The sequence below is a fragment of the Streptosporangium sp. NPDC006013 genome, assembly GCF_040614275.1.
In the GTDB taxonomy this organism is placed as follows: Bacteria; Actinomycetota; Actinomycetes; order Streptosporangiales; family Streptosporangiaceae; genus Streptosporangium.
In genome coordinates this window covers 26,382-39,064 of the sequence record NZ_JBEXUE010000029.1, presented here as the reverse complement: position 1 = coordinate 39,064, position 12,683 = coordinate 26,382, and the positions used below count along the sequence as shown (strand labels likewise).

Below are 12,683 nucleotides of genomic sequence, written 5' to 3'. Positions count from 1 at the left end.
TCAGCACCCGACGCCGCGAAATACGGCGTCGTGGACGACAACGTCCACAACCCCGACGACAACTGACCCGCCGACACCGACAGATCCGACACCACGGGAAGTGCGGCGGCGGCGACGGCCGACACGGTCCGCGCCCTGGGGACAGCCGTCTCGGCGGCCTTCGCCCCGCTCCCCTGACGTCCGTCGAGCGCCGTCGGGGATGCCTTGCCGACGCCTGCGCCCTCGGCGCTTCCACGGGAGGGGCGGCCGTCGTTCGTCGCCGGCTGCGACGGGGTGTCGGCGGGAGTCGGTTCCCACTTCAGCGGCGGCGGGCTGTTCAGCCCGTCCATGGCCGGCTCGTCCGGCAGCTCGCGCGGTTTCTCCACCGGCAGCGAGCCCTTGGGGCGCTTGACGTCGTCAGTGGCTTTGCTCTTGCTCCGCGGCTGAGTGGCGCCCGGATCGACGAGGTGCGGCAGGTTCTCCGCCGATCCGGCGCGCTGCACGGGGGCCTTGCCGGCGTTACCGGAAGAGGGAGAGCCGGGAATGTCCAGCCGCGTTGGAGAGGGGGCGACAACGGCCGCCTGCGCCTCCAGGGTGAGAATCCCCGGCAGGAGAGCCACGGTCGCGGCCAGCGCGAGGCGGCTGACCCACTTTGACGGCGCGCCCCGTCCGAGCCATAACCCGCTCTGCCCCAGCACTTTCGCACTTTTCTGAGCACGCCGCACAGTCACGCCCACACTCCCCGTGGAAACAGAAAACACAAGGGCATCCGGGCGCACCCCTGCAAGCTCCCCATAAATAACGCCTCAGATATACACAGACAGTGCGACCAGGAATAGATCTTGACAAGGCGCCCCACGATGGAGCAGGAGGCATGGAATTGAGCCGGTTCAGGGGTTTGAGAAGCTCACTAGCTTTCCGCGCGGGCGACCGGCCGCGATGGTGTGACGCGATTCACACAGGAAGACTTTATTACCAGAATTGCGGCGCGCACTTCGCCGTCGCGCACCCGACCGGGCTCACCGCATGCGTTTCGGCGCGTTCCGTAGTCGGCTGCTCACCGGCGCCACAAACGTTTATCGGCCTGTTATTGAAAAGTGGACCGCCAGGTTCTTCGAAGGTGTAATCATTATCCGGCGTCCCGGACGTTCCTCTCGGATTTCCCGATGTTCGCGCCGACCAGTTCTTCGACGGCTTCCTGCGCGGGCAGCTCGACGGCGGGCCGGCACGCCTTCGAGGCGTACGATCGCCTGTCGATCTCCTGAGGCTCATCGATCCGTACCGCGCCGGGATCGCGGCTCCCGCTCGGGGTGAGGAGGATGCCGAGGGCCGCGCCGAGGATGAGGATGGCCAAATCCGCGATCCGGTCCATCCAGAAGGCGACCGTGTTGTCGACGGCCAGGAACTGGACCGAGATGCCGCCGTTGTCGCGCACCCACCGCATGGACCGCAGAGACGCCGACTCGACGTCCGGGGCAGGGTCGGAGAGCGTGATGCCGTCGTTGTACTCGCGGTACCAGATCTCGCCGGCGACGGGGGTGGCGCCTTTCCCCGGGTCGACGAAATCAAGGTCCGGATACTCCTCCCGGAACCCGTACAGCGAGTCCTCGATCTCCAGAAAGATCTTGTTCTCGCCCCAGTTCCGTCGCTGTGGTCGCGCTGGATACGTGTGTCTTCAGGCAACTCGGCGAGCCACCAAACATTCGGATAATCATCGCCTCGAAGTGCCGCCGCGCCACCATGCCGGGCCGTCTGCGGTCGGTCACCGCGCGCCGCCAGTTGCCCGAGGCAAACCCGATGCCCGACTCCGGCTCATCCTCCTCCACCGCCGGGGGCAGCGGGATGAAGTCGCGCCGCTTGGAGGCCGATGCCCAGGACGCCGACACCTTGTCGCGCTACGAGGCGGAGCACGGCCACGTCGCCGGTGCGCAGCTCCTCGGCCAGGTAGCAAACTGGTCCCCGAAGAGGATGGCGCGGCCGAGGCGGCGATACGGGCCGCGCTGGTCGAGCGGTACAACACCGTGCGCCCGTTCCTGCGGCTGCTGGGCGAGTCCAAGGCGCTGTCAGCGGCGCCGGGCGGGCCCGGGTGCTGGCCGCAGTGCGCCGGTTGCCGGAACTGTCGTGACGGCAGGTGAGCAAGAAGCCGCTGTTGCCCAAAGAGATCGACGCCGCGCTGGTGACCGCGTCGTGGAAGCGGACGGTGTATGCCAACCCGGACCTGCCGAAGGGCGCGGTGGATCGTGACGCGTATGTCGTGTGCGTGCTGGAGCACCTGCTGCGGGCCCTGACGATCAGGGATGTGTTCGCCTCGCCGTCGCTGCGCTGGGCCGACCCGCGCGCGCATTTGCTGGCCGGGGCGCAGTGGGAGGCGATCGCCGAGGACGTGCTGGCCTCCCTGTCGCTCACCGAGCCCGTCCAGAAGCATCTGAACGACAAGGTCTGGGCCCTGGATGCGGCCTGGAAGCAGATGGCCGCCCGGCTGGAGGAGGCGGGCGAGGACGCGCTGGTCTCGGTGGTGACCCCGGCCGGCGGCGGGCGGGCCCGGCTGTCGGTCGAAAAACTCGGCGCGCTCGGCGAGAGCGAGTCCCTGGCGTGGCTGCGGGCCGCCTGCCAGGCCATGCTGCCGCGCATCGACCTGCCGGAACTGCTGCTGGAGGTGCACGCCTGGACCGGTTTCCTGGACGCGTACGTGCACCTGGCCGACATCTCCACCCGCATGAACGACCTGCCGAGATCGCTGGTGGCGCTGCTGATCAGCGAGGCGTGCAACGTCGGGTTGACGCCGGTGCTCAAGGCTGGGGATGAGACGCTGACCCGAGGTCGGCTCTCGCATGTGGATCAGAACTACGTGCGCGGCGAGACGCACGCTGCAGCCAACGCGATCCTGGTGGAGCACCAGGGCCGGGTGCCGATCGTCGCGGCGTGGGGCGGCGGGCTGCTTGCGTCGGTGGACGGGCTGCGGTTCGTCGTCCCGGTCAAGACGATCAACGCCGGGCCCTCACCTAATGCTGCGTTCCTCATAGCCGGTAGACGAACATGCGGCGGAGGGTGCGGGGCTGGGGCGGTGGTCGCCCCCAGATCCAGGGCTGGGCGCGGGCGTTGAGTCGGGTGGTGGCGGTGGCATCGGTGAAGGTCTGCCCGGCGAACGCGGCCTTGCGCAGCAGCCGCCACCAGCCCTCGGCCAGGTTCGGCCAGCACGCTTTGACCGGGATGAACACCTGGCGGATCCGCGGGTGACGCAGCAGCCATTGACGGACCTTCCAGCTGGAATGGCTGGACAGATTGTCGGTGATGACGACGATCGGGCCGCGACCTAGGTACAGGTGCGAGCGAGCGCCTTCGGCCAGATCGGCGGGGGAATCGGCAGGGCCGGTGGTGACGCGTCCATGGGTGAGCACGAGGCATTCCTCGACACCGGGCAGGTGAGCCTCGGAGTGCTGGGTGCTCTGAGCGATGGCGATGTCGTAGACCTCCACGGTGCCGCGCAGCCTGATGCGGTGGAGAGGACGTGCGCTGACCGCGTCGCCCTCGACCTGCGGCCGCCTGTCACCGACGCGTACCACCTCGACCGTCGAGGCGGGCGTTTCCAGCAGCCCACCGAGGGACGCCTTCAGCGCGGTGGCCAAGGCACGGAGGGTGCTCAGGGCCAGGTTGCCCTGGCCCTGTTCGATGCCGTGCAGCGTGGTCTTGCTGATGCCGCTGACGGACGCCAGGTCGGCCGGCGATATCCCGGCCGCCGTGCGCAGCCGGTGCACGTTCTGCCCTACCACTAACGGCGCTGCGAGACGGTCCTGGACCAGCTCGCCGCCTACCCGGTCAAAGGGCTCATCGTGATCAGCGACACGCTGTCCGTACGATCCCGGTCATGAGGTCCGCTACCACGGTGCCTCCGCGTAGTCCTTGAGGAAGACACCGTGCACCGGGTCGCCCGCCTCGCCGCGCACGATCGGGTCGTAGACCCGCGCGGCACCGTCGATGACGTCCAGCGGCGTCCGGCGGTCGAGCCACTCCCGCATCGGCACCGGGTTCTCGTCGGTGATCCATCCGGTGTCCACGCTGCACATGTACACACCCTGCCGTGCCAGATCGGCGGCGCTGGTACGGGTCAGCATGTTCAGCCCGGCCTTGGCCATGTTGGTGTGCGGGTGACGGCCGGTCTTGTTCGGCACCGCGAACTGTCCCTCCACCGCCGAGACGTTCACAATGTACCGGCGCGGGAAGGGCGCGGCGAGCAGCAACGGCAGCAGCCGGTCGATCAGCAGGAACGGCGCGACCGCGTTGACCAGCTGGACCTCCAGCAGCTCGGCCGGGTCCACCTCACCGATCCGCACCGACCAGGAGTTACCCGCCGACATATCCGGCAGCAGACCGGACGCGTCCGGCAGCCCCGGATTCACATCTCCGGAAGGAGAGACCGACAGTCGCTCGGCCTCATCCACGGAAGTCGAGACCAGCAGACCCCGGGTCTCATCCCCGAAAGGGGATACAGGAAGCCCTGGCAGATCCCAAGCCCCGTCACCTGACGGCACCGGAAGGCCCGACAGATCCCGGAGCCCGTCACCTGGCGGCGGCAGCGAAAGACCCGGCAGACCCCAGCCCTCATCATCGGAAGGCGGCATCGGAAGACCCGACGGACCCCGGTTCCCGTCACCGGAGAGTCGCACCGTAGGACCCGGCGTGAACCCCGGCACCGTCGACGCCCCCGGCGGAAGCCCGGCCCGCTCCCCCTCGACCAGCGCGGCGTAGGCCGACGGCGGCCGGCGCAAGGTCTGCGCGGCATTGTTGACCAGGATGTCCAGCGGATCCCCGGCCGCCAGGAACCGTTCGCCGAGCGCGATGACCTGGCGAGGGTCGCACAGATCGATCCCCACGACCTCCAGGCGCCCGCCCCAGTCGCCGGCCGCCGCGAACCTGCTGACCGCGTCGGCCGGAAAACGGGTGGTCACCGTGACGTGGGCGCCGTCACGGAGCATCTTCAGCGCGAGCTGATGCCCTATCTTCGTCCGCCCCCCGGTGACCAGCGCCCGCCGCCCCGACAGGTCGGTACGAGCCGTACGACGTGCCGCGTTGAAGGCCGCGCACGAGGGGCAGAGCAGGTGATACAGGCTGCCCACCCGAGTGAACTGCTCCTTGCAGACATAGCAGCGTCGCGCCCTGCGCAGCTCTCCGGCCGGCTCTCCCCCCGTTCTCTCCGAGATGGGAGCGTCGATCACCCGGTCTGGACTGCCCATCGCGGTGGCCGCCAGCACCGCGGCGTCGGCCTCCTTCGCGGCATGATCACGCTCCTGCCTGCGGCGCTGCTGCCCGTCACGGACCAGTGCGAGCGCCGCGTGCGCGATCCACCTGCGGTCCGGATCGTCCAGCGGGAGCCGCCTGGCCTCGCCAAGCGCTCGCAGGACCGTCCAGACGGTCTCGGAGTCCACGTCATCCTCCCGGGGGTGGGGCCGACTGGATTCGAACCAGCGTCCTCTTCCCCTGTGAAAGAAAGCGCGACGGCCAACTGCACTACAGCCCCCACGCAGAACGGCTCGGTTTCGAACCGGCACCTGCGTTCACCCTACCGAGAAGATCAACCCATTTTTGATCATTCGCCGGACTCCGAAGGGCCGCGTCAGGGACGGGAGGAAGGGCCACAAATTTCCCCGATTACCGTCATCCTTCGAGGTAGAAGCGTCCGAGGAACGCCCCCCGCTCGGCTCGTTTGACCTCGGCGACCTTCACGATGTCCGCCCACTCGTGCCCGTGGACCTTCGCGATGGCCCGCAGCACTTCGAGCACGTCGGCGATCTCCTCCGCCACCTCGGTCACCGCGGCCTCGCGCAGCTCCGTCGACTCCTCGAACAGCTTCTCCAGCAGCGCCGCGCGGTAGTCCGCCTCCCCGAGCACGGTCACCACCGGCTCCCTGCCGTCCTCCCGAATGATCTCCGGAATCCTGTCCCGCACGAGTTTCCCCACCTCAGAGCACCCCTTCGCGCACGTACGACTTCCTTCGGAAAACCCAGAGACTACCGGTCTCCTCCGTCGTGCGCGCTCCCCTGTACGAGCGGTGAAAATGGCCTGTATTTCGGCAAATACATACCAAGGGTGGCGGCGGATGGATTTCTCTCACTGGGAACAGATCCCACGCTCCTCATGGCGCATGGCCGTACTGGTAGGGGCGAACACCCGCACCTACAAGTTCGCCCTCGGCTCCGCACTCCTGGACGCCGCCGCCGAAGGCCGGTCGGAGATCCTGCTCCGGGATCTGGCGGTGCCGTACGCGATGGAGCTGGTACGGCATCTCGGCCAGGCACCTCAGGTATCCCAGAAGGGCGAACGGGGAGAGAAGGATTTCCTCTCGGTGGCCGAGCGAGAGGCCGCGGAGTCGCTCAGGCTCGGAAGCCCCACCGAGGAACTACTGGCGGCGGCCATCCAGTCCATGCCCAGGATGGTGATGCGGAAGTTCCACAACCTGCGCGGCGAAGGAGCGGAGGTGCCGCATCGCTTCTACGAGGTGACAGGCCGCTCCCACGAACAGGTCGTCCGGTTGAGCAAGGAACTCCGCGACATCGCCCAGTCGGAGCAGGCCCCGACCCTACGGGGCGAGCTGTCAGCCCGCTGGAGCATCGTGGAGACGTCCTTCGCCATCGGGATCGGCCAGAGCCTGATCCGTGAGGGTGTCGTCGTGGACATGAGCACCCTGCAGATCACCGACCGACAGCGCCGCCGATCGGTCGCCGGCGTCACGGACTCGGTCATCGGCTTCCAGCGCGGCCTCTGCCTGATCTGCGCGGAGCCCATCACTCCAGAGGACGACATCGCCGTCGACCACGTGTTCCCCTACTCGTTCATGAGGCTTCTCCGCCCCGGAGACCAGGGCACGGCGCCGGACCTGGACGCAATCTGGAACCTGGCCCCCACCCACGCGCACTGCAACGGCCAAAAGAGCAACCGGCCACCCACGCGAGAGGAAATGACCAGGCTGGCACAGCGAAACGAAGCCATCATGCAATCCCCGGTCCCCCTCAAGAAGACCCTGGAACTGACTCTGAAGCACAACAAGCACAGCAGCACCCGGCCAGGCGAGTGGCTCAGATTCATCCAGCATGTACATGATCTACTTTGAGTCGCGCCGCCAACACGCGAGTGCTGGAGTCGGCTCCCGCCGAAAGCCGAATGGCCGTGTCGCCCGCCGATCGTCCCGGATCTTCCTTCACCTCTGAGAGCACCAAGGCCACGCCTCTGAGGGCATGCAATCACGGTTGGTTCACACAACCCGGTCAGCGGCTACCACCACCTCATCTCATCCAGATGAGCTCGCAGGCCCAGGGCGTCGGAGTTCCCCGCGTTCGATGCCACCGGTGAAGGCGTCGTACTCGGCGTCGGTGAACAGGTGTGGAGCCTTCTCTGGGTTCTTGGAGTCGCGCAGGGCCACGATGCCCTGGTCCAGGAAGGCGATCTGGACGCAGTTGGTTCCGCCGCTGCTGAGACTGCTGGTGTGCCAGCGGGCGTCATGGAGCTGGGTTTCGATCCAGTCGGGGTCGAGGGTGCTCTTGTTCATGAGGGGTCCTTGGCGATCGTGGTGAGCAGCGGTAGCGATGCCTTCGGTGACAGGGCGTCGGACTTCAGCAGGTCGCTGGTGGTGCGGTAGAGCTCGACGGTCTCGGGCTCGTTCAGGTGCAGGGAGGCACGCAGGGACTCGATGCACACGAGGTCCCGACCGGTGGGAAAGGACATGAGCATGAAGGGGCCGTCCATTCCAGCGTGCGCTCCGGCGGAGAACGGCAGGACCTGGATCGTGACGGCGGGGTTGGTGCGGGCGAGGTGGATCAGGTGCTCGATCTGAGCGCGCATGCAGGCCCGTCCGCCGACAGCCTGGCGCAACAGTCCCTCAGGGAGCACCGCCCAGATCTTCAGTGGGGGTTGGCGCTCCAGCATGGTGCGCTGATGCTCCAGCCGTAGCGCCACGAAGTGGTCTATGTCTTCTGGCGTCTTCCAGACTCTGCTGCCCTCGGTGACCGCGCGGGCGTAGTCCGGGGTCTGGAGCAGTCCGTGAATGGCGAGGGGGTTGAAGACGAACAGGCCGCTGGCGCTCTCCACCTGGGAGAGGTAGTCGCCGAGCGGGTCGTCGACCACGCCTTCGTAGCGCTGCCACCAGTCGGCTTCGCCGGCCCGGCGTACGAGGTCGCGGAGTTCTTCCCGCAGGGCGGGGTCGGTGATGCCGAAGACCTCGAAGAAGTGGGGAAGCTGCTGGATCTTGAGTCCCTGCAGTCCGTTCTCGATCTTGCTGACCGTCGAGAGGGACTGGTATCCGAGGTGGCCTGCCGCTTCCTCCTGGGTCCAGCCGAGGGCTTCGCGGATGCGTCTGAGTTCCGCGCCCAGGCGCCGACGTCGCGGGGTGGGTTCGACGGGCATGGCCACCTCCTTCCTCGTGGGGAGCGTAGTGCTCGGGACAGCTTGAGGAAACGCCATCCTCCCTAGAGGAAAGACTTTCTTCCAGGAATGGCTTGCCTGAGGGGTGGCCTGCACTGCATCATCGAGGCGTGGCAGCGATGAGTGTTCGCACGGTCACAGAAAGGCATGACCGCTGGCTTTGTCTGTACGCCTTCGTGGAGACGTCCCCTGTGCGCCGCCGGTCCTGAAAGCACCGTTGATCTCAGGCTTTCCCACCGGGGCGAAACCCAAGCGAGCCCGCCGAGCATCTGCCGACCCGATCGCAGGGCTGCCCCCAGTCCCACCCGTTAGGAGCAACGATGCTCATCGAGCACGTTCCGGACCCCGGCGAGTACGGCAGACCCCACAACCGCTTCCGGATGACCGCCTGGTGCCTACCTTCCGGCAGTGCGGCCCGGCGGGCCCGGGAGCTGTTCCGCGACCGGCTGGCCAAGCTACCCATGGTCGCCGACGTGCTCGACGAGTTGGAGATCGTGGTCTCCGAACTGGTCACCAACGCCACCCGCTATGCCCCCGGCCCCTACGAACTACGCCTCCTGCACGACCGCGGCCTGCCGGTCAGAGCCGAGGTCGTCGACGCCGGAGCCGGAACCACCCTCATCGAACACCTCCTGCACCGCCCACTTCCTCTGCCCGAGCGCCTCGACGACCTCGAACTCGGCGGCCGGGGCCTGCGTATCGTCGCCGAACTCACCCACGGGCGCTGCGGCACCCAGTGGACCCGGCTGTGCGGCACCGGCCAACTCGGCACCGGCGTCTGGTTCGACCTCCCCACCCAGCCTTAATCCCCCCAGCCTCCGGGCAGACAGGATCCCCCCGATCCCGCTGACCCCGGAGCCGGTCCACGCCGACTCCCCCGTACCAGGCGTGGACCGTACAGAGGCCGGCGTCCACGGACCTGATCCCCCCGTCCGGGACGTCGGCCTCCCCATTCCCGCTACGACGGAAAGCGACGGTCCCCATGGTCACACCAGCAAACCCCAAAGGCCGCCGTCGTCGCGGAGCAGACCCCGTACCCACCGGCCCCCATCCGGCAAGCACGGACAACGCCACCGACCTGGCCCGCGACCTGGAAGCCCGCCACCCCGGCTGGGTCATCCTCTGGCGCCGCTGGGCCCGCCGCTACTGGGCCTTCCCCACCTGGCTCCCCAACGCCCTCGGCCCCATCGAAGCCAGAAACGTCCAGGACCTGCTGACCCAGATGAACGACCTCGACGTCCAACGCTCACCACGAAGCGGCAACGCTTAACCCTCGCACGGAAAGTCCCGATGACCTCCGCCAAGTGACCGGCACCAATACAACCCAAGCAAGCTCATGGCATATATGCATGAAATGCGGAAAAGTGATATTGGACGACTGGATGCACCGTGGACTTCGGGAGGCTGATCATGTCGCGACGTGGCTATTGGCGCGAATCTGACGGTACTCCCGTGCCGATGGCGGAGGCCCTGGAGATCTTGGCTGGTGAGGCCTATCCCTTACTCGTTGGTCTGGCAGGCGCATATCAAGCGGTCATCACCTACAAGGAGCTCGCCGAGAAGATTCGGGCGAGCACAGGCATCTGCACCAATATTATTCTCCCCAACTGGATTGGAGGTGTCCTGGACAAGGTGGCCTATGAAGCTCATCGTCGCGGCGATCCGCAGCTCACCGCTCTGGTGATCCGCACTGATAGCCGCATGGTGGGCAAGGGCTACGAAAGGGTTCTTGAGCTTGCTGGAGAGCCACCGGTAGGCAACGCTCAAGATCTTGAGCGGCACGCCGCTCGTGCGCGGCTGGAATGCTACCGGCGCTTCGGCGCGCCCCTGCCTCCTGACGGCGGCACTCCCGAACTCTCCCCAAAGCATTAAGCCGGCCATCGATCTTCAAAACGTACGCTCGAAGAGGCCTCCCCGGTAATGCCCTCGCTGCTCCGTGCGGCTTCCTCCAACCGGCGCTCGTGACCCGTACGGCCAACGGCGACCGAGTCAAAAAAGCCAGCCCTTCTCCCCCGGATGTGGCTCTTCACGATCCGGGGGTAGCCGAGATTTTCCGGATGGCGAGCCTGGGAACCTCCATCCTGGAAGACTCCGACATGCCTGCCCGCGAACCGCCACCTCCACCATGAAGAGTCCCCATCCATCGCAGGGCTCTCCCTGCCCACGCTTCAGGAGCCAACGATGGACAGCGAGATTCAGCTGATCAGTGACGGCGATGGCCTGGCTGTCATCGGGAGTCCGACGGCTGTCGAACGCTTCCTCGTCTCTGAGGGACTGTCCTCGAAGGACCTAGGGCTGCAACGGCTCGCGCCTGTCCTCAGGGCTGCGGCTGGAGTCGCACAGGTAGGTTCCGAGATTGCCGCCAACTCAGGTCGCTGGGTAAAGCTGACTCGGGAGTCAGCACAGTTTGTCGACAAGTACGGGCTGAGGACGAGCTCGAAGACGGGTCTCAGCTCGGGTGTGCTGAAGGGGAACCATGGTCAGATCAGGGGATTCGTCGAATTCGCGAAGGGGCCTGGATCGCTTCTGACCAACCCGGCCCTTCTAGCCGGTGCCGCGGGGATCATGGCGCAGCTTGCGATGCAACAGGCCATGGACGAGATCACCGACTATCTCGCCACGATCGATGAGAAAGTCGACGACGTGCTCCGCGCCCAGAAGGACGCCGTGTTGGCGGACATGGTCGGAGTGGACTTCGTCATCGAGGAGGCCATGACCGTCCGAGAGCATGTGGGCCGGGTCTCCGAGGTCACCTGGTCAAAGGCCCAGGCCACGTCGATGACCATCGCGCGGACCCAGGCGTACGCGTTGCGTCAACTCGACGCACTCGCGGAGAAGGTGGAGCACAAGGCCAAGATCGGTGATCTCGCCAAGGCGTCCAAGGAAGCCGAGTCCAAGGTTCAGGAGTGGCTCGCCGTTCTGGCTCGTTGTACCCAGCTGCAGGATGCGATCGCGGTGCTGGAACTCGACCGCGTGCTGGACGCGTCTCCGGAGGAGCTTGACCGGCATCGCCTCGGACTGAGAGCTGCCCGGCAGAACCGGCTGGAGCTCATCTCACGGAGCACCGACCATCTGATGGCCCGCATGGATGCGGCCGCCGGCACGGCCAACACCAAAGTGCTGCTGCACCCGACCGCGTCCCGGACCGTGGTGCGTTCGAGCAACCATGTCGCGACCGCCGTCGTTGACTTTCAAGGGCGGCTCGGGATCGAGCGCGGTCGACAGTCATTGGAGGCGAGACGATGGGTGGACGCGGCCGCGGAGGTGAGGGACAAGGTGCTCGAGACAGGAACAGCGGGCGTCGATACCGCCAGGCGCGTCGGTAACGAGACCTTCGAGCGGGCCAGATCGGTGACGGACAAGCTTTCCAGCGGAATTGCCGAGCGAGCGCTCCGTCGGCGCGGAGACGACGAGGAAGGCTGAATGAGCGGCGGCCGTCAGGCCTTGGAGCGCAAGCACCACACGATACGGCTGACGGTCACCCGGGGGTTTCTCGCTGCGCCGGCACCGTCCATGTCCGCGACTCCGAGTTCGCCTTCTCTGGCCTGGGGTGCACTGATCGCTGTCAGCGTGGTGGGACTGCGCCGATCAGTCGCCTGACTGCCTTGAGGTCGCCGGTCACCGTGAGCGCGCCGTCATCGATTGCCGAGGCCAGTGAGCGTTCGTGGCTCAGTACGGACTGCAGCGTGAGGTGGTCGCTCTCGAGGTATACGTCCGCGGGGGCAGGACCCTGGTCGCGCGCGACGGTGGCCAGTTCGCCGTCGACAATCTCGACGCGGTAGACGTCGCGTTCCAGGGCGATCCGATACGTCGCGGTCCACGGCACGTCCAACTGCGGCACGAAGAAGGCCCGCAAGCCGAGCAGTACGGTGTCGGCGCTGATCCCTCCGGTCAGCGGCACGACCGGTGAGCGCATGCCCCAGGTCCGAAGCGCCGCGAACACCGGCTCCAACTCGGTGCCCCATTCGGTGAGTTCGTACGTCCTGCTGGCCGCAGGCGGTGGCAGCGTACGCCTGCGCAGTACGCCGACTGCCTCGAGATCACGCAGCCGCTGTGCGAGCACGCTGGGGCCGAGTCCGGGCAGGGCGGCCTGCAGATCAGCGTAGCGGCGTGGCCCGAGGCGCAGTTCGCGCACCACCAGCAGTGCCCAGCGCTCGCCGATCATGTCGAGCGCGTGGGCGATGGGGCACGCCTGTCCGTACGTCCGCTTCCCGGACTTCTCGCCGGCCTTCTCGGGGGTCTTCACGTTTGCCATCGCCACCTCGTCCGTAGTCGGTCAACTTTAACTATGT

13 protein-coding genes, 1 tRNA gene and 1 pseudogene are annotated in these 12,683 nt (G+C 66.9%); 6 read left to right on the top strand and 9 right to left on the bottom strand.

The features are described 5' to 3' along the window. The coding region (locus ABZ260_RS07340; RefSeq protein WP_355613920.1) for a hypothetical protein at positions 1-710 on the bottom strand (710 nt) is incomplete at its 3' end. A 398-nt stretch (positions 711-1,108) separates the two neighbouring features. Continuing rightward, on the bottom strand, positions 1,109-1,423 hold the full coding sequence (locus ABZ260_RS07335; protein WP_355613918.1) for a hypothetical protein: 315 nt from the start codon (positions 1,421-1,423) through the stop codon (positions 1,109-1,111). Between the two features lie 508 nt (positions 1,424-1,931). Between ABZ260_RS07335 and ABZ260_RS07330 the strand changes: the two are divergent. Beyond that, positions 1,932-2,983 (top strand): annotated as a pseudogene (locus tag ABZ260_RS07330) (Tn3 family transposase); the annotation flags it as partial. A gap of 13 nt (positions 2,984-2,996) precedes the next feature. Here ABZ260_RS07330 and ABZ260_RS07325 read toward each other — a convergent pair. From ABZ260_RS07325 to ABZ260_RS07310, 4 genes are all read right to left on the bottom strand, one after another. Next, positions 2,997-3,749 carry a helix-turn-helix domain-containing protein gene (locus ABZ260_RS07325; protein WP_355613916.1) on the bottom strand — a complete coding sequence of 251 codons (753 nt, stop codon included), beginning with the start codon at positions 3,747-3,749 and terminating at the stop codon, positions 2,997-2,999. 105 nt (positions 3,750-3,854) lie between these two features. Next, positions 3,855-5,402: an SDR family NAD(P)-dependent oxidoreductase gene (locus ABZ260_RS07320; RefSeq protein WP_355613914.1), complete on the bottom strand. Its 1,548-nt coding sequence runs from the start codon at positions 5,400-5,402 to the stop codon at positions 3,855-3,857. A 16-nt stretch (positions 5,403-5,418) separates the two neighbouring features. After that, a tRNA-Val gene (locus tag ABZ260_RS07315) sits at positions 5,419-5,494 on the bottom strand. Positions 5,495-5,631: 137 nt separating this feature from the next. Beyond that, a complete protein-coding gene (locus tag ABZ260_RS07310; RefSeq protein WP_355613912.1) occupies positions 5,632-5,922 on the bottom strand; it encodes a nucleoside triphosphate pyrophosphohydrolase in 291 nt (96 codons plus the stop codon). Between the two features lie 151 nt (positions 5,923-6,073). Between ABZ260_RS07310 and ABZ260_RS07305 the strand changes: the two genes are divergently transcribed. Continuing rightward, on the top strand, positions 6,074-7,084 hold the full coding sequence (locus ABZ260_RS07305; RefSeq protein ID WP_355613911.1) for a hypothetical protein: 1,011 nt from the start codon (positions 6,074-6,076) through the stop codon (positions 7,082-7,084). 177 nt (positions 7,085-7,261) lie between these two features. Here ABZ260_RS07305 and ABZ260_RS07300 read toward each other — a convergent pair whose 3' ends face one another. Together ABZ260_RS07300 and ABZ260_RS07295 are read right to left on the bottom strand one after the other, a co-directional pair. Next, positions 7,262-7,519 (bottom strand): DUF397 domain-containing protein, encoded by a 258-nt coding sequence (locus ABZ260_RS07300; RefSeq protein ID WP_355613909.1) that lies wholly within the window; start codon positions 7,517-7,519, stop codon positions 7,262-7,264. Next, positions 7,516-8,373 (bottom strand): helix-turn-helix transcriptional regulator, encoded by an 858-nt coding sequence (locus ABZ260_RS07295; protein WP_355613908.1) that lies wholly within the window; start codon positions 8,371-8,373, stop codon positions 7,516-7,518. Before ABZ260_RS07295 ends, ABZ260_RS07300 begins: the two co-directional genes overlap by 4 nt. Positions 8,374-8,711: 338 nt before the next feature. Between ABZ260_RS07295 and ABZ260_RS07290 the strand changes: the two genes are divergently transcribed. The 4 genes from ABZ260_RS07290 (at position 8,712) to ABZ260_RS07275 (ending at position 11,814) form a co-directional block, all read left to right on the top strand. Continuing rightward, complete coding sequence (locus tag ABZ260_RS07290; protein WP_355613906.1) at positions 8,712-9,197, top strand: ATP-binding protein; 486 nt, start codon at positions 8,712-8,714, stop codon at positions 9,195-9,197. A gap of 176 nt (positions 9,198-9,373) precedes the next feature. Next, on the top strand, positions 9,374-9,661 hold the full coding sequence (locus ABZ260_RS07285; RefSeq protein ID WP_355613904.1) for a hypothetical protein: 288 nt from the start codon (positions 9,374-9,376) through the stop codon (positions 9,659-9,661). Between the two features lie 188 nt (positions 9,662-9,849). Next, positions 9,850-10,263, top strand: coding sequence for a hypothetical protein (locus ABZ260_RS07280; protein WP_355613902.1), 414 nt, complete (start codon positions 9,850-9,852; stop codon positions 10,261-10,263). A 309-nt stretch (positions 10,264-10,572) separates the two neighbouring features. After that, the gene (locus ABZ260_RS07275) at positions 10,573-11,814 is read left to right on the top strand and encodes a hypothetical protein (RefSeq protein WP_355613900.1); all 1,242 of its coding nucleotides are present in this window, start codon (positions 10,573-10,575) and stop codon (positions 11,812-11,814) included. A gap of 142 nt (positions 11,815-11,956) precedes the next feature. Here the strand turns inward: ABZ260_RS07275 and ABZ260_RS07270 are convergent, their stop codons facing one another. Beyond that, positions 11,957-12,646 (bottom strand): winged helix-turn-helix transcriptional regulator, encoded by a 690-nt coding sequence (locus ABZ260_RS07270; protein ID WP_355613899.1) that lies wholly within the window; start codon positions 12,644-12,646, stop codon positions 11,957-11,959. Between the last annotated feature and the right edge of the window lie 37 nt (positions 12,647-12,683).

What these genes read in the sequence shown, in the direction of transcription:
- ABZ260_RS07335 (WP_355613918.1), bottom strand. Translation starts at nt 1,423, where the DNA reads ATGCGGTGGGTGCGCGACAACGGCGGCATCTCGGTCCAGTTCCTGGCC.
- ABZ260_RS07305 (WP_355613911.1), top strand. Translation starts at nt 6,074, where the DNA reads ATGGATTTCTCTCACTGGGAACAGATCCCACGCTCCTCATGGCGCATG.
- ABZ260_RS07300 (WP_355613909.1), bottom strand. Translation starts at nt 7,519, where the DNA reads ATGAACAAGAGCACCCTCGACCCCGACTGGATCGAAACCCAGCTCCAT.
- ABZ260_RS07295 (WP_355613908.1), bottom strand. Translation starts at nt 8,373, where the DNA reads ATGCCCGTCGAACCCACCCCGCGACGTCGGCGCCTGGGCGCGGAACTC.
- ABZ260_RS07290 (WP_355613906.1), top strand. Translation starts at nt 8,712, where the DNA reads ATGCTCATCGAGCACGTTCCGGACCCCGGCGAGTACGGCAGACCCCAC.
- ABZ260_RS07285 (WP_355613904.1), top strand. Translation starts at nt 9,374, where the DNA reads ATGGTCACACCAGCAAACCCCAAAGGCCGCCGTCGTCGCGGAGCAGAC.
- ABZ260_RS07280 (WP_355613902.1), top strand. Translation starts at nt 9,850, where the DNA reads ATGGCGGAGGCCCTGGAGATCTTGGCTGGTGAGGCCTATCCCTTACTC.
- ABZ260_RS07275 (WP_355613900.1), top strand. Translation starts at nt 10,573, where the DNA reads ATGGACAGCGAGATTCAGCTGATCAGTGACGGCGATGGCCTGGCTGTC.
- ABZ260_RS07270 (WP_355613899.1), bottom strand. Translation starts at nt 12,646, where the DNA reads ATGGCAAACGTGAAGACCCCCGAGAAGGCCGGCGAGAAGTCCGGGAAG.